Annotated in this window: 14 protein-coding genes, 1 tRNA gene and 1 pseudogene; 3 read left to right on the top strand and 13 right to left on the bottom strand. The window is 42.8% G+C overall.

The genetic code is table 11. From position 1 onward, the window contains the following. Positions 1-253: 253 nt before the first annotated feature. The 5 genes from O9323_RS15880 to O9323_RS15900 form a co-directional block, all read right to left on the bottom strand. Positions 254-538, bottom strand: coding sequence for a DUF1214 domain-containing protein (locus O9323_RS15880; RefSeq protein WP_288125406.1), 285 nt, complete (start codon positions 536-538; stop codon positions 254-256). 127 nt (positions 539-665) lie between these two features. Further along, positions 666-887, bottom strand: coding sequence for a type II toxin-antitoxin system HicB family antitoxin (locus tag O9323_RS15885; protein ID WP_002755805.1), 222 nt, complete (start codon positions 885-887; stop codon positions 666-668). A gap of 2 nt (positions 888-889) precedes the next feature. After that, entirely contained in the window at positions 890-1,051 is a 162-nt protein-coding gene (locus tag O9323_RS15890; RefSeq protein ID WP_223210878.1) for a type II toxin-antitoxin system HicA family toxin, read from the bottom strand. Between the two features lie 48 nt (positions 1,052-1,099). Then, positions 1,100-1,795 carry a metal ABC transporter ATP-binding protein gene (locus O9323_RS15895; RefSeq protein WP_002755806.1) on the bottom strand — a complete coding sequence of 232 codons (696 nt, stop codon included), beginning with the start codon at positions 1,793-1,795 and terminating at the stop codon, positions 1,100-1,102. Positions 1,796-1,805: 10 nt separating this feature from the next. After that, on the bottom strand, positions 1,806-2,735 hold the full coding sequence (locus O9323_RS15900; RefSeq protein WP_288125407.1) for a metal ABC transporter solute-binding protein, Zn/Mn family: 930 nt from the start codon (positions 2,733-2,735) through the stop codon (positions 1,806-1,808). A gap of 599 nt (positions 2,736-3,334) precedes the next feature. Here O9323_RS15900 and mfd point away from each other — a divergent pair. After that, positions 3,335-6,817, top strand: coding sequence for a transcription-repair coupling factor (gene mfd, locus O9323_RS15905; protein ID WP_288125408.1), 3,483 nt, complete (start codon positions 3,335-3,337; stop codon positions 6,815-6,817). Between the two features lie 128 nt (positions 6,818-6,945). Here mfd and O9323_RS15910 read toward each other — a convergent pair. The 5 genes from O9323_RS15910 to O9323_RS15930 all read right to left on the bottom strand — a co-directional run bounded on the left by O9323_RS15910 (position 6,946) and on the right by O9323_RS15930 (position 12,786). Beyond that, a tRNA-Ser gene (locus O9323_RS15910) sits at positions 6,946-7,032 on the bottom strand. Positions 7,033-7,251: 219 nt separating this feature from the next. Then, positions 7,252-8,349 carry a glycosyltransferase family 4 protein gene (locus O9323_RS15915; protein ID WP_002755814.1) on the bottom strand — a complete coding sequence of 366 codons (1,098 nt, stop codon included), beginning with the start codon at positions 8,347-8,349 and terminating at the stop codon, positions 7,252-7,254. Then, positions 8,349-10,178, bottom strand: a complete 1,830-nt coding sequence (locus tag O9323_RS15920) for a tetratricopeptide repeat protein (protein ID WP_149108073.1) — start codon at positions 10,176-10,178, stop codon at positions 8,349-8,351. Before O9323_RS15920 ends, O9323_RS15915 begins: the two co-directional genes overlap by 1 nt. A 440-nt stretch (positions 10,179-10,618) precedes the next feature. Then, positions 10,619-11,455, bottom strand: coding sequence for a metallophosphoesterase (locus tag O9323_RS15925; RefSeq protein ID WP_288125409.1), 837 nt, complete (start codon positions 11,453-11,455; stop codon positions 10,619-10,621). 95 nt (positions 11,456-11,550) lie between these two features. Beyond that, positions 11,551-12,786 carry an LL-diaminopimelate aminotransferase gene (locus O9323_RS15930; protein ID WP_288125410.1) on the bottom strand — a complete coding sequence of 412 codons (1,236 nt, stop codon included), beginning with the start codon at positions 12,784-12,786 and terminating at the stop codon, positions 11,551-11,553. A 156-nt stretch (positions 12,787-12,942) separates the two neighbouring features. Between O9323_RS15930 and O9323_RS15935 the strand changes: the two genes are divergently transcribed. Beyond that, on the top strand, positions 12,943-13,155 hold the full coding sequence (locus tag O9323_RS15935) for a DUF2839 domain-containing protein (RefSeq protein ID WP_002759416.1): 213 nt from the start codon (positions 12,943-12,945) through the stop codon (positions 13,153-13,155). A gap of 209 nt (positions 13,156-13,364) precedes the next feature. Here O9323_RS15935 and O9323_RS15940 read toward each other — a convergent pair whose 3' ends face one another. Beyond that, entirely contained in the window at positions 13,365-14,300 is a 936-nt protein-coding gene (locus tag O9323_RS15940) for an NAD-dependent epimerase/dehydratase family protein (RefSeq protein ID WP_288125411.1), read from the bottom strand. A 220-nt stretch (positions 14,301-14,520) separates the two neighbouring features. On the opposite strand from O9323_RS15940, the gene O9323_RS15945 reads away from it, so the two are divergent. Then, positions 14,521-14,988 (top strand): DUF29 domain-containing protein, encoded by a 468-nt coding sequence (locus O9323_RS15945; protein ID WP_002792531.1) that lies wholly within the window; start codon positions 14,521-14,523, stop codon positions 14,986-14,988. On the opposite strand, the gene O9323_RS15950 is transcribed toward O9323_RS15945, so the two are convergent. Continuing rightward, complete coding sequence (locus tag O9323_RS15950) at positions 14,985-15,773, bottom strand: hypothetical protein (protein WP_193978434.1); 789 nt, start codon at positions 15,771-15,773, stop codon at positions 14,985-14,987. The genes O9323_RS15945 and O9323_RS15950 overlap by 4 nt on opposite strands. A 456-nt stretch (positions 15,774-16,229) precedes the next feature. Beyond that, positions 16,230-16,421 (bottom strand): annotated as a pseudogene (locus tag O9323_RS15955) (pili assembly chaperone); the annotation flags it as partial.

A 16,421-nucleotide genomic window follows, 5' to 3' on the forward strand; every position in this document is an offset into this window, starting at 1 on the left:
AAAAATAGGCTTTTCGAGGGTAATTCTTGTTTTAATTCTCCATGTACGCGGTCTTTAAAAGCCTCTATTTCGTTCCAAGACACGATTAAGAGTGGCTTTTAGGCTAAGTATAATTACTCATCGCGTAAGTGAGATGCTCCCCCTTATAAAGTAAGGATATCCGGAAACATTCCGTGTATTCACTAGCAATAGATAGAAATTTTCTGGATAACCGACTGGATCGTCGCACTACAAAGAAATATTCTGGATAGGACTATTTTAATAACTCGATTTCCCCTGGTCGCCAAGTCTTATCAAACCAAGGCTCAAGCGGGCCATAAAGCCGAAGAATCGTATTCCAACCCGTTTCAGGAATCGTCTGCACCCAATTATTCTCCTTACCCGCAAGCGGTTTCGGCCCGAAATAAATATCTACAGAACCATCGGCATTAACCAAAAGTCCCTTTGTCTGACTACCGACACTGGGAAACTGTTGATCCGTCTGAACCTGCGATCGCGTCTGGTTACTGTAAAGAATCACTGACCAGAATAGTAGCACGGTAGGATGTGTTAGCGTAACGCAGAATAATTACAAATTCATCATGATTAAAAGCAAAAAAGCGCGTTAAGTAACTATTTTTTAAGTCAAGACGGCAATTAGCGATCGCAATTCCCCCAAAAATGTTCTATACAGTGCTTAATGCTTTGATTTTCGCTATCTCTGTTTCTAAGTTGGGAAGTTTTTGATTATATTTTTGGGCTGTTTCTAACCATAAATCTTTTACCATCAGTAATTCTTGTAGGGTTTCTTCTAAGGTTTTACCCTGAGCCAAACAGCCAGATAGTGCTGGAATTTCAGCGACAAAACCGCCTTCTTCACAGGGATAAATAATAATTGGATAATTCATCTTTAGTTGTCTCCGATGATTTCAAGGACTCGACGAATATAAACAGATTTTACTTTTTTATTATGAACAGGTATGACCAAAATAATATCATTTCTTTTAAAAATGTGATGGCTACCTGTAATTCGATCAAGGGAAAACCCTTCTAATTCTAGCAGTTTACAAATATCGTTGAATCTTGCGTTATTAGGACTATTCTTGAAAGGAGAAACCCTTTAACAATACACTTGTTCTAACATAGCGGTAGTGAGAGATTTTTGGCCGTGATAATAGAGACGACGATTGAGACAACCGATCGATTTAACATAGGTAGATAGGGTTCCCAGATCATGGGAAATAATTAAAATAGTCATCCACTCATTCAATTCTTGCAACAGGGAAAAAATACTAGCACGCATTTGGGGATCGACACTGGCAGTGGGTTCATCTAAAATCAAGAGACGGGGTTCTACTGCTAAAGCGCGAGCGATATAAACCCGTTGGCGCTGTCCTCCCGAAAGTTCAGCAATCGACCTTTTTTTCAACGCTAACATTCCCACACTATCTAAAGCTTTATCTACCCTTAACTCATCTTTTTTACTATAGCCTTGCCAGAGTTTTTTGCTGCTCAATCTCCCCATTTTCACCACCTCACCCACAGTGATGGGAAATGAGCGATCGCATTCGACAAACTGCGGCACATAACCGACTAATTCCCGACCTTTTTCGACACTTTGCCCCAAAATACTGACTTCTCCCCGCCAAGGTTTAATTAATCCCAGTAAAACCTTAAGGAGGGTAGTTTTTCCTCCTCCATTCGGGCCGATAATTCCCAGGAAATCTAATTCTTCAATGGTTAAATTAATATCTTCGAGGATAGGTTCCTGTTCGTAGCCGGCCCAGAGATTATTAATGGTAATGATCGTTGACATATACAAGCAATTACTGATTTAAAACTGTGGCCATTTTTTGGGAAACTTGTCGCAGGTTTTCACTCCAATTTTGAGCAAAGGCACTAATAGGGATTACCTGTCCCCCAATTTCCCTCGCAATAGTTTCGGCACTTTTCTGACTAAATTCTGGTTGAGTAAAAATAACTTTTATATTCTCTTTTTTTGCCTGTTTGATTAGTTGACTTAACTGGGCAGCACTGGGTTCATTACCGTCGATTTCGATCGCAATCATCTCTAAACCGTAATCTTGGGCAAAATAGCCCCATTCGGGATGAAATACCATAAATTTTTTGTTTTTAATCCCTGCCAAGTTTTGCCGAATTTCTTGATCTAATGCGTCTAATTCCTGACTGAATTTTTCCAAGTTAGCTCGATAGATAGCTTCCTGACCCGGATCGAGTTGTGCTAGGGTTTGATAAATAGTCTCTGCTTGTGCTTTGACTCGTTTTGGTGATAACCAAATATGGGGATCTAGGGTGTTTTTTCCAGCTTGATGTTTTTCTTCCTTGCTGTGATCATGATCATGATCGTGATTATGTTCTGCTGTCAAAGGTATTTTATCTACTCCTTGACTGGTATCGACGATTAACATCTGTTGGTTAACACTGTTTAAGCGATCTTTCCAGGCATCTTCTAAGGATACACCAATTTTAAAATAGGCTTGCGATCGGGCTGTGGTTTTTAATTGTTCGGGTTTTGGTTCATAGGTGTGGGGATCTGTCCCGGGTTGAATCATGGCATTAACACTGACTCTATCACCGCCGATACGTTTGACAAAATATTCCTGCGGTACGATACTCACTGTCACCTGTAAGGGTGTCTTTGCTTCCTTTTCCTTGACCGAGGGACCACTACAAGCTGTTAAGCTGGCTATAGTCATTGTTAAAGCGATCGCTGTTAACTGGAATTTTTTACCCATGGGATTAACTGAGTCTGATTATGATTCTCATCTTACCACAGTCGATGAGAATCGTTATCATTCTGAAAATATCTCGGTATAGATGTACTGGTTTTTCGTCCTTCGATCTTTCGCTCCCAATTAAAAATTTTCTCTTGCCAACCAACGCTTGACATGATATTATATAGATAATGGAAAATCCGTGCGCCTGCGACCCCCCTCTGGTCAAGTCAAGTAAAGCCCAAAAAAATTAACCCCAAAAAGTAGTGGGTAAACTGGAAACTGATACTCGTTAAGACTGCACCGGAGTGCCGGAGTTGGGAGAGGAAGCCTGAGCATTTGTACTAGAACTCCCAATAGGCAGTATAAATTCAGGAGAGCTTAACTAGAGCTTGCTGAATAAATCTAAAAACCGTGTTGGGTAAGACTTTTAGACTTTTTGGGAAATCAAAAAGTACCGGACATGGGAGTGATCGGGGGGAAAATTCAGGGACTTTTTCCCTGAAAATTAGGTAATTGACCCCCTCAAAATCGGTAAAACCCTACACCCCACACCCTACCCCCACGAAAAACTTTTTGCCGCAAACCCTAACCAAAAACCGAGTGCCGATCACTAAAAAATGACTTTTGCCTCCGTTATTCGCAACATTGAAAAATCGCCATTAACTGCCGAACTTATCCAAAAACTGGAGAAAAACGGCAATTTAACCCTAACCGGCCTTGCCCGCTTACCGAAAGGATTAATAAGCACAGCTTTCGCCCGTTGTCAAGGAAAAAACCTTTTAATTATCTGTGCCAATCTAGAAGAAGCGGCACGTTGGGCAACACAATTAGAAGCGATGACGTGGAAAGGTATTTTCTTTTATCCCACCTCGGAAGCTTGTCCTTACGAGACATTTAATCGGGAATCCGAGATGATTTGGGGACAGATGCAGGTATTATCGACAATCAGTCATCAAGATGCCGGAATTGCGATCGTTACCACCGAAAAGGCCCTGCAGCCCCATTTACCCCCTAGAGAGGTTTTCGAGCAGTATAGCGATAATTTTGCGGTAGGAAGGGTTATAGAAGCCAAAAACCTCGATCTAACCCTAGCTAGATTAGGATATGAACGGGTTTCACTGGTAGAAACCGAAGGGCAATGGAGTCGTCGCGGCGATATCGTTGATATTTTCCCAGTTTCGGCCGAATTACCGGTCAGGTTAGAATTTTTCGGCGATGAATTGGAAAAATTGCGAGAATTTGACCCTGCCACCCAAAGATCCCTCGATTCTATCCCCAATCTGCTTCTTACTCCCACTAGCTTCGCAGCGATCATTGCCCCTTCTCTTCCCCCCACAGTGGCCGATTATTTGGAGGCTAAAGAGCGAGAAAAATTGGCTAATGGCATTTATCCAGAGGGAATTGAGCGATTTTTAGGCTTGTCCTTCCGTCAACCTGCCTCTTTATTGGATTATCTCCCCGAAAATACTCTTATTGCCTTTGATGAACTGGAAAGCTGTCAAGCTAGAAGCGATCGCTGGATAGAATATATTGGGGAACGCTGGCAACAGATAGAACCAGCTTTACCGCAAATTCACCGTTCTTTTGGCGAATCTCTGCAAATATCGGTTAAATTTCCCCATCTCTACCTCTCAGAAATAGACGATCACCTCTCCGAAAATAGTCTTAATCTCTCCAGTCGTCCGATTCCCACCAATCCGGGGCAATTCGCCAAACTAGCGGAAATTTTACGGGGAAAAAGAGAGATTTATAGCGGTATTAAACTAAATAAGTACGCCACATGGTTAATATCGGCCCAACCCTCCCGCACAGTCGCGTTATTACAGGAACACGACTGTCCGGCCCAATTTATCCCCAATCCCCTCGATTTTGGGGCGATCGAGCGCTTAATCATTCAAAACACCGCTACAGCCCTAAAATACTCAGGATTAGCTGAATTAGAAGGTTTTATCCTCCCCACCTATCGCATAGTCGTCGTTAGCGATCGAGAGTTCTTCGGGCAACATCTTTTAAATACTGCTGGTTACGTCCGCAAACGTCGGCAAGCAGCCTCGGTACAGGTGGATGTGAATAAACTCCGTCCCCTCGATTTTGTAGTACATAAACACCATGGCATCGGACAGTTTATCAAACTAGAAAAGCAGGAAAGCACAATTAGCGGAGTAGTGCAAGGTCGAGATTATCTAGTTATTAAGTATGCTGATGGATTATTGCGGGTTCCTGCCGATTCTGTTGATAATCTCTCCCGTTATCGTCATACAGGTAATCAAGAGCCTGAATTACATAAAATCTCTGGCAAAGCGTGGGAAGCGACGAAAGCTCGCGTCAGGAAGTCAGTTAAGAAGTTAGCGGTTGATTTAATCAATATTTACGCCCAACGCGCCCAAAAATCGGGTTTTGCCTATCCGATGGATAATCCCTGGCAGCGGGAGTTAGAGGATTCTTTTCCCTACCAACCCACTGCTGATCAACTGAAAGCGATACAGGATGTGAAACGGGATTTAGAAAGCGATCGCCCGATGGATCGCTTAGTCTGTGGGGATGTGGGTTTTGGTAAGACAGAAGTGGCGATTCGTGCTATTTTTAAAGCTGTCACCACGGGTCATAAACAGGTGGCTTTATTAGCACCAACAACGATTTTAACCCAACAACATTATCACACCCTAAAAGAACGTTTTGCTCCCTATCCTATTAATGTGGGTTTATTAAATCGTTTTCGCACCAATTCCGAGAAAAAAGATATCGTCCAGCGCTTGAAAACGGGGGAATTGGATATAGTGGTGGCGACGCAGTTGTTATTAAGTAAAGCGGTGGAGTTTAAAGATTTAGGATTATTGGTGATCGATGAAGAACAGCGTTTTGGGGTCAATCAAAAGGAAAAAATTAAGGCTTTTAAAAGTAATATTGATGTGTTAACCTTGACGGCAACACCGATTCCCCGGACTCTTTATATGTCCCTTTCTGGGGTGCGAGAAATGAGTTTAATTACCACACCTCCCCCCTCTCGTCGTCCCATCCAAACCCACCTTTCTAGTTATAATTCTGATGTGATTAGAACGGCAATTCGCAATGAATTGGATCGGGGGGGACAGATTTTTTATGTAGTACCCAGAATCGAGGGAATTGAAGAAAAAGCGGCAGCAATTCAAGGGATGATTCCGGGTGCTAGAATTTCCATTGGTCACGGTCGTATGGATGAGTCCGAATTAGAGACCACCATGTTAGCATTTAATAATGGGGAAGCGGATATCTTAGTCTGTACGACTATTGTGGAGTCGGGGTTAGATATTCCCAGAGTTAACACAATTATCATTGAAGATGCCCAAAAATTCGGTTTAGCGCAACTCTATCAACTGCGGGGACGGGTGGGGCGATCGGGAGTACAAGCGCACGCTTGGTTACTTTATCCAGCTAAGGGAGAACTAACAGAAACCGCTCGGGAAAGATTAAAGGCAATTCAAGAATTTACCCAGTTAGGATCGGGGTATCAATTAGCGACTAGGGATCTGGAAATTCGCGGCGCTGGTAACTTATTGGGTGCGGAACAATCGGGACAAATGGAAGCGATTGGTTTTGATCTATATATGGAAATGTTACAGGAAGCTTTGCGGGAAATTCAAGGTCAAGAAATTCCTCAAGTGGAGGATACCCAAATCGATCTGAAATTGACGGCATTTATTCCTAATGATTATATATCGGATCCGGAGCAGAAAATGGATGTCTATCGGGCGATCGCTACTGCTAATTCTCAGAAAACTTTAGGACAAATTGCTGCGGATTTAGTGGATAGATATGGGGCAATTCCTTCCCCAGTGGCACAATTATTTAAGGTAATCGAGTTAAAACATCTGGCTAAATCCCTCGGTTTTTCGCGCATTAAACCCGATGGAAAACAGCATATTATCCTAGAAACTCCTATGGAGGAACCAGCGTGGAAATTATTACAAGAACACCTACCCCAACATATACAATCACGCTTTGTTTATAGTCCCAAACAGGTGACGGTTAGGGGTTTAGGAACGGTAAAACCACCACAGCAGTTAGATAGTTTATTGGAGTGGTTAGCTAAGTGTAAAGATGGTTTACCGAGGGGGAATTAGACTAAATCCTGTTTAAAAAGTATAGGAGAGTGGGTGATGGGGAAAAGATAATCAATAAGAGTAATCTCCTGACTCCTATACTCTAACTGCTATAAAAAGCACCTCATATCTAGGAGGTGCTTTGGGGACGGAGAGAGAGGGATTCGAACCCTCGTTAAAGTTACCCCTAAACAGCATTTCCAGTGCTGCGCCTTCAACCGCTCGGCCATCTCTCCAATTTAGGTCACGATCATCCATCGTACAGCAAATGCTGCCGATCTGTCAAATTATTTTTCTTTTTCCGACGATGACCGATCAGGTTAGGGACTTGCGCTTTGATAATGTACCTTTTGGGCGAACGCAGTTCGCCCCTACATTGTGGACAAAATCCGTTACTGTAGGGGCGCAAAGCTTGCGCCCTCCGATCGATTGGGATATTATTCCCACGCAAGTCCCTAAGCACATCCTAGATATTGATTTAAGATTGCGGCTGTAGCTAGACCGGTTTTTTGCCAACTAAACTCATTAGCTCGTTTTTTGCCTAGATAACTTAATTTTGACTGTAATTGTCGATCTTGAGCGATAATTTTCAGGGCATCGGCTATGCACTCGACTCGATAGGGATCGATTAAAATTGCCGCTGTTGCCGTGACTTCGGGCAAAGATGACAAATTTGAGGTAATGACGGGTGTACCGCAAGCCATAGCCTCTAAAACGGGCAATCCAAAGCCTTCCCAGAGACTAGGGAAGACTAAAGCAGTGGCTTGACTGATAACTTTGGGTAGGTGATCGTAGGGGATATAATCGAGAAATTTAATGCGATCGCTAACTGCCAATTCTCGCGCTTGTTGTTGTAAATTGGGGGTATAACGGCGATCGAAGCTGCCGGCAATCCAAAGATGATAATCTGTTAAATCTGGGGGCAGTTGGGCAAAAGCGGCGATTAAACGCGGTAAATTTTTATAGGGATTGGGACGACCGAGATAGAGAAAATAGGGATGTTCTGGCTTATTATCTTCCATAGGGCGAAAGTGATGATGATCGTAGGCTAGGGGAATTGAAGTAATTTTATCGGCGGGAATTTGATAATATTCAGTGATATCTTTGGCCGTTGCCTGAGAGTTACAGATAATATGTTTTGCCTGTTGTAATACCTGCGGCACATAATAACGGAAATATTGGGTTAAGGGGGAAGTAAAACTGGGAAACCGTAGGGGAATTAAATCGTGGACCATGACGACAAAGCGACAGGGAGAATTTATCGGCGCTTCTGGGAGGGGAGAAAAGAGTAAATTGGCCTTTAATTGTCGGTAAATTGACGGTAACTGCCACTGAGTCCAGAGTAAGCGTTTTAAATGACCTTTCGCTCCTCGATCAGGGCCGAGACCTTTGGGGATAGAATAACAGTTAAAGTCGGGATAACTATTAGCTGTTAGTAGGGTTGGTTCTAAATTTTTCAGGTAGGGTAAGAGGTTAAGAATGTAGGTACTGATTCCCGTGGGTTGGGGAAAAAGTACCGAGAGATTAATTAATAGGTTATGCTTTGTATTCACTAATTACCCTGTTGATATTTGCTGAGGATTTCTGAGATATATTGGTAGCCTTCCAGTCCAATAGATTTAATCAGGGAGGAACGTTCCTGACTGAAAGTCTGTTCAAAAGCTGCGATATTTTTGCCACGAATAACCGTTAATAGACTAGCAGCTTGTCGCCATTCTACTGCACCGATTTCGTGGAGCCAATACATTCCTAGAGAACCCATATAAATTGCCTGTTCAAAATTTTTGTCTTGATAGTAAGCTTCGCCTAAATAAGTTAGTAATAAACCTTGCAGATATACATCTCCGTAGTATTTGGCCGATTCCAATCCTTGTAGGAGAATATTAATCGCATCTTGGGTTCTTTCGAGGACAAGATATGCTAAACCTAAACTGCTACAACAAAGGGATTTACTCTGCCAATCTTGGAGACTTTCCGCTAACTTTAATCCCTGCTGTAAATACTCGATCGAAGTTTGATAAATTTCGGGATCATATCTCTCTAACTGTTGCGCTTCCTGTACCTGACTATAACCCAAATTAGCTAAAGCGTTAGCCTGTCCTAAACTATTACCCTGTTGACGACTTAAAATTAAGGCTCTCTGACTTAAATTAATCGCTTCTGTATAGTTTTTTTGGATAGCATTGAGACGGGATAAATGGTTTAAATTAGCTATTTCACAAGCATAATCCTGTTGTTGACGAGCAATTTCTAAAGCTTGTTGATGACATTCTCTAGCCTGTGGATAGTCGCCGCGAATGCGATTAGAATAGGCAATTAAAGTTAAAATTCTCGCCTTTTCTCCCGTACCTTCCACATAACGCAGAGGAATTGATAAATAATCTAATGCCTCCTTGAGATAACTGCCAGAAAAGGAGGCGAAAATTCCTCCGTATAAAGGAAAATAATCCCGTTGAGCAAAGGTTCTCAGAATTTGTAAAGCCATCTGAAAACAGCCGCGACTATAGAGGGAATTTTTACTAACTTGCTCGAAACTATTGGTTAACAGTGACCAAATTAAAGCAAAGGTGAGAAAGGTAGAAATGGATAATTTAGCTCCCAGTTTTTCGCTATAGATACGCTGATCAAAAAAGTTAATTAGTCCCCTTTGGATATATTGAAAAACAATGGCAGTTTCTACCCAATCGGTTAAAGTTAAATCCTGGGTGAGAGAATCAAAAGCTTGTTGATTAGCTAAACTTTCTAAGACTCGTTTTAACCAAGAGGGATTAACTTTACTTGCCCAAATTTGCCAGGGAGTCACTCGCTCATTATCATTAGTAAAACCAAGATTGCGATTTTGTTCGTAGAGCCAACTGGTGAGATCATTCGATAAATTTGACCAAGTACTTAACCCCAGATTAATCCCCGTGGCAATTTGCCATAAATCCGCTTCTCCTCGCTGGTGAGAAACTGTCTGTAAATGCTTGGCTAACTGTTGTAATTGTTCTAGGGTTAAAGCATTACTTTGATTGGGATCAATTAAATTCACTAAAGTTAGTAAACGATCCTCTCGATCGATTTTCACCAGATTATCGATCGCCGCTGCAGTGAGAGAATTTTGCTGATTGGTTTTTTGATATTTTTCCCATTCACTTTCGATCGTTTCCAGGGCCCGCAAAACCCTAGTCGCTTTAATTTTTGTTTCTAACTGTGAGCGAGTAATGATAATTTTTTCAGTTAAACAACGCTCAAAAATTTCTCCTGTGCCATTTTTTACTCCCTCGGACAAAAGGTTATAAACCTGTGATTTAGCTCTAATTTTTCCTTCTAAAGTTAGATTGACAATGCGCTCAATTAGTGCATTATAAGTTTCGTTGAAGTTATCTCTATTTTCTGTCATAAGTGTTTTTTCAGTTATCAGTAAACAGTAATCAGTGAAAAGACAGTAGTAAGCTTCTAAGCTGTACTGAATTTAAACTGCATAGTGGAAATTTCAGTACAAATGCTCAAACTTCCTCTCCCTGCTCCGGCACTCCAGTACAGTCTTAACGAGTAATTTATATAGTCAGCAGCTTATCAGTTATCAGATGTGAGTTTTCAGTTCACCGACTACTTTTTGGGGTTAATTTTTTTGGGCTTTATTTGACTTGAAAAGAGGGGGTCGCAGGCTGGCACGGATTCCCATTATATAAGAAATTATCTGTCAAGTCGTGGGGTTTTGTCAAGCTTTTTGGAAAAAAAATTAACCGATAGTCTTAACGAGTAATTTAGATAGTCAACAGCTGATTTAATGCTGCACACTTAAAACTTAAATCTGATAACTGATCACTGATAACTGATTCAAGACTGACTCCTGTTGATCAAAGTAATTACCGTCACTTCGGGGGGACAAAAAAGACGACCGGGGAAATAGGTTCCTAAGCCTCGATTCACATATAATTGATTTTCTCCGACCCGATGAAATCCCTCGGACCATTGCCAGTATCGGACTACTTTGCTAAACTGCCGGTGAAGGGGAACCCAGCGACGATAGGGTTCGGGTAGTGATCGCCTAAGTTCCTCTAAAATTATCGGTAGGGAACCGATACCCGGTATAGTCACTTGACCTCCGTGGGTATGACCGGATAACTGCAAATCCACGCGCCAATCCTTTAAAATCATGGCTGTATCGGGATTGTGGGAAAGGACGAGTCTGGGTATATCGGGGGAAATTTGCTCGAGGATTTGCGGTAAAAATTCCCCAGACCAATAATCGGCCAATCCGACGATGGGAAAATTTTCGCCGTAGGGTGTGACGATTTCATTCCAGAGTACCCGAATTCCCACGTTAGTTAAGGCTGATCTGACCGTTTCCCTTGCTTGCGGAAGATAACTGTCATGATTTCCTAAACAAGCATAAATACCCCCTTGACTTTTGAGAGCTTTTATGCTATCTGCTAGGGCAAAAATTGGCTGGGGACTATAGGTAATAAAGTCCCCCGTCAGGAAGATGAGATCGGGTTTTTCCTGATTAGTAATGGCGATCGCTTCTTGCAGGACAGCTTCAGGCAAATGCTCTTCATCGCAGTGCAGATCTGACCACTGCACCAACTTGATCCCTTGCAGATGTGCCGGTAGGCCAGCAATTGCGATCGTTAATCTTTCTACCTGTAAGGATTCTAACCAAAAGGGTCGCATCGGTGAGCCGTTGTCGGTGAGCAGTTACCAGTCTATCAATTATTTGCCGATGGGGTTGCTGGGGGACGCTTCCGCAAACATCCCTCTCTTGAGGATTAGCCTGGAAATTTACTGATAATTCTTTCCATAGCGGCCTCGACGTTGGCACGACTATTAAAAGCCGATAGCCGGAAATAACCCTCTCCGGCAGCCCCAAAGCCAGATCCGGGAGTCCCCACCACATTACAGGTATGTAGCAGTTTATCGAAGAAATCCCAACTTGATAGACCCTGGGGCGTTTTTACCCAAACGTAGGGCGCATTTACGCCACCATGGACTTCTAAACCGGCAGCGGTTAATTTTTCTCGGATAATTGTTGCATTTTGTAAATAAAACTTGACAAGTTCTTGTACTTGTGCTTGTCCTTCCGGGGAATAAACCGCCTCGGCCCCCCGTTGGACAATGTAGGAAACGCCGTTAAATTTGGTCGATTGCCGACGATTCCACAGTTTCCAGAGTTGCACATCGCTGCCGTCGGCCGCTTTGGCCATCAGACTTTGGGGAACCACGGTTAAAGCGCAACGAGTCCCGGTAAAACCGGCATTTTTAGAAAAAGAGCGAAATTCGATCGCACATTGCCGCGCTCCCTCGATTTCATAGATGGAATGGGGTAAACTGGCATCGGTGATAAAGGCCTCGTAGGCTGCATCAAAAAAGATAATCGATCCGTTGGCCCTAGCATAATTAACCCAAGCTGTCAAGTGTTCTTTGGTAGCTGTGGCCCCGGTGGGATTGTTGGGAAAACAGAGATAGATTAAATCGACTTTTTCCGTCGGAATCTGGGCAGTAAAGTTATTTTCGGCGGTAATTGGCAGATAAATCAAGCCCTCGTATTCGCCGCGTTCGTTGACCTCTCCCGTGTGTCCGGCCATAACGTTAGTATCGACGTAAACGGGATATACTGGGTCGGTCACGGCGATCGAGTTATTATCCCCAAAAATATCGAGAATATTGCCCGTATCGCACTTAGAACCGTCGGAAATAAAGATTTCATCGGCATTTATCTCACAACCGCGAGCCTGAAAATCATGGACGGCGATTTTCTCCCTTAACCAAGCATAACCCTGTTCGGGCCCGTAACCCTTAAAGCTAGAGCGATCGCCCATTTCCTCCACTGCTTTAATCATGGCCTCGCGACAAGCTAGGGGCAAAGGTTCGGTGACATCCCCAATCCCCAGACGGATAATATTAGCATCGGGATGGGCTGCCGCAAAAGCTTGGACTCGTCGGGCAATTTCCGGGAAAAGATAACCCGCTTTTAGTTTTAAGTAATTACTGTTAATGGTTGCCATAATTATCATTCTCGTTTCAGTCGCAACCTTTAATTCTATAATAGTCGGTCATCAGCCGTCAGTTTCGATCGCTCTCCTTCACGCATTAGGATTGGGTGTAGGCGGTTGTCTTTCGATATACAATCAGAGAAAAACCTCTTAATAACTGACATTAGTATGGGTGAATCAAAACGTCGTCAATCGGCCCTGGGTGATAAGTATGGACAGGAAGAAAATATCCTGCCTTGGCTACCAATTACCAAAAGTCAAGCATCCCAAGCTTACAAGTTAACCACTAGGGGTGCCTGGATTGGTATAGGAGTTTTAGCTGGGGTTTGGGTAGTTATTCGCTTTGTCGGGCCAGCTTTCGGTTGGTGGAATGTCCAATAACCGCTTAAGGCTGCCTCAGTTTGGGGGTTAGGGTTTTAGGGTGTTGGGGTTTTAGGGTTTTAGGGTGATAGGGTGTTAGTTGAAATTCCCCCACTTCCCCACTCCCCCACCTCCCCACTTCCCCACTTCCCCACTTCCCCACTCCCCCACTTCCCCACTTCCCCACTTCCCCACTTCCCCACTTCCCCACTTCCACCAGAAAATTAATTTTATTGCTGTGCCAAGATCTGGTCATCGATCGCCCAGTCTATTTCTTGCCGATCGCGACCGGAAGCGAGATAATCATTCTGGAAGGAGTCTGTTAAACCACTGACGAGATCATATTCAGGCTGCCAGTTTAACTCCCGGGTGGCCTTATTAATATCAGCGTAAAAATGTTGAACCCGCAGGGGGAAAGGTTTCTTTTTGCCGAAGTCAAATTTTTTGGGGTTATAGTTAACAATCTCGATTTCCTCGGCATTTTTCCCCATGGCTGCCGCGCAAGCTTTTGCTAAACCGTTAAAAGTTACATAGCGATCGCCGGAAATATTATACACTTGACCGATAGCCTGAGAATTACCCAATACTGCGGCCATGGCTTGGGCCAGATCGGCAACGTGACCAAATTGGGTAAAATGTTCCCCATGACCAGGTATAGGAATAGGACGATTACGAACCAAACGGTCAAAAAACCAAGCTTCTAGGTCATTATAGTTGCGCGGTCCGTAGATATAGACTGGACGGATGGAAGTCCAGGGTAAACCCATCTCGCTTAAATAGTTTTCTGTCTCGTGTTTTCCCTTGTGGCGACTTTTGGGATCTAGTTTATCCCCTTCTTTATGGGGCATTTGGTCGGATTTTAGATAAACCCCCGCCGAGCTAACATAGACAAAATGCCCGATTCTGTCTCTAAATATCTCGACGAGGGGCTGAGTATCACTTAATTCTCTGCCATTATTGTCGAAAATTGCCTCAAAACTCTCATTTTTAAGCTTTTCTTTCAGTTGCCCTGGGTCAGTGCGATCACCATGAATCTGTCGTACTCCAGCAACCGGGGCGGGTTTATTGCCACGATTGAATAATACTACCTCATGACCCTGTTCTACTAACACTTTAGTCAGGGAAACGCCGATAAATCGGGTTCCACCCATAATTAAAATTTTCATAAGATGATGGCATAGATATCAAGGTTATATTATCCCTCGATCGGTGCAGTTTGTGGCTTGTTAGTTGTTGGGTTTTCGGGGCTATAATACTAAATCGGTTGAGGAGAGGCACTGTTGCGATAGGGACAATAGTTAATCAGTCTTTAATAACCGGATTTAGTCTGAATTGGCCAAGTTTCGCTAAAATGAAGGCAATTAGTCAACAGAGGAGGTCAAAATTATGACTTTAGCCAAGGTAAAAAATCTGTATGATCAAGATTTTGCTTTGTGGATAGAGAAGACGGTTAAGCAATTAAAATCTGGGGATTTATCTCAGGTTGATTTGGAGAATTTGATTGAGGAGGTGGAATCTTTGGGGAAAAGTCAACGCAAAGCGGTCGATAATTTTTTAACTCGTTTATTAGAACATTTATTAAAACGTTGTTATGTGGTTCTTCCCGATTGTTATCGAGGGTGGGAAATTGAAATTAGAAATTTTCGCAAGGAGTTGAAGAAGGAATTTAAGTATTCTCCTAGTTTGAAAAGGTTTATGATAGAGATTTTAGAAGAATGTTATCGAGAAGCTTTAGAAGCGGTGAAAGAGGATTATCCAGACTCTAATTTTCCCGATGTTTGTCCCTTTGCTGAGGATATTGATGGCTTATTAAATAATAAGTTTTGGCAGGATGAAAAATATGCTAACTCCTAATCTTTCGGAGGAATTGCCATCACTTGATTATTATTAACCACAACCAATTTACCGCCCAATTTTTCGATATTTTCCTTGGCTAACCTGCGGGTTTCTTCGTCTTGGCTACTTATCCAGACTAACATCCAAGCGCCGACTCTAGGGGCGCGACTATCGGGATTAGTTTCTAAAAATTTTACTGTTCCCCTAGCGGATTTTTCGATAAATTCATTACCAGCAATTTTCGCCCAATCGGCGGCCATTTGATTAGATTTCTTCGCCGCAGTAATATCACCTAAAAATAATAGTTCATCCACTCCTTTATATAACCAAACAAAATAGGCATCATTAATATCAGGACTGAGTTTTGCTAAACCTTTATTCATAATCTCGATGGTTCTTTCGGGTTTGCCAGCATTGACAGAAGAAGCGACAGACATCATCAAATAGGCGCGGACAAATTTTGGGTCATTTTTGGTGACAATCTCCATAAAATCGGGACTTAAACCGTAGCCAGTTTCCCTACGAGCATCCCCATCGCCATAATATTGAATAAACTGTAACATTGCCCAATTGGCTAACATATTATCAAAGCCAAAAGCTGGCATATTTTTTAATAACTCAACCTGAGCATTTTCTAGGCGAGATTCTTGACTATAATTTCTTTCTAATAATTTTTCTTTGGTCAAGGTTTTCACCTTTTCCTGTTGCATTTCCACCATAGCCATGATTAGTCCACCGATAACGGCGACTAAACCCAGAGTTTTAAGTAAGGATAGATTGAGAGATGTTTTTGCGCCTAGCATAAGTAGCTGGTTATAATTAAATTAAAAATGGATTTTAGGTTCGATCCCCCTTTGATCCCCCCTTAGTCCCCCCTTGATCCCCCCTTGATCCCCCCTTAATACCCCCTTGATAAGGGGGGCATCTGATAATTTTTAACGCCTACCTACTTAGCTTGAAATAAAGGTCAATAATCAGGGTATCCCGTACTTTCGATGATAAGCAAATTTTATCTATCGGAGGGCGCAGGTTCCTTGCGTCCCTACAGTAACGGATTTTTTCCACAATGTAGGCACAAACTGGGTTCGTCCAAAGGTGACAGAAACATTTTTCACCCAATGTCCAGAAGACCCAAAAAGCCTCTCCCCAAAATAATCAAAAGCGAAAGGTTTCAAGAGAAGATTTCCCCGCCACTTTGCGCTAAGTATCAAATTTTGGTTATTATGCCAGACAGCTTTTAGGCAATCTGGAAAAAATATCTATTGTCCGACTGTCCGGCTGCCGTCTGGACAAGTACCTGCAGCAGCACCAGCTGGAGTCGCGAGTACAACTGTAGCAGTGGGGCTATTTGTTTCACAAATGATTGCACTGAACACACCTGCGGTAGTTTGATTTACCGCAGAAGAGTAGTCGCGAATATCGTTGGTATAGTTACTTCCAGCAATAGCAGT

This window comes from Microcystis sp. LE19-131.1A (assembly GCF_027532015.1).
Classification (GTDB): Bacteria; Cyanobacteriota; Cyanobacteriia; order Cyanobacteriales; family Microcystaceae; genus Microcystis; species Microcystis ichthyoblabe_A.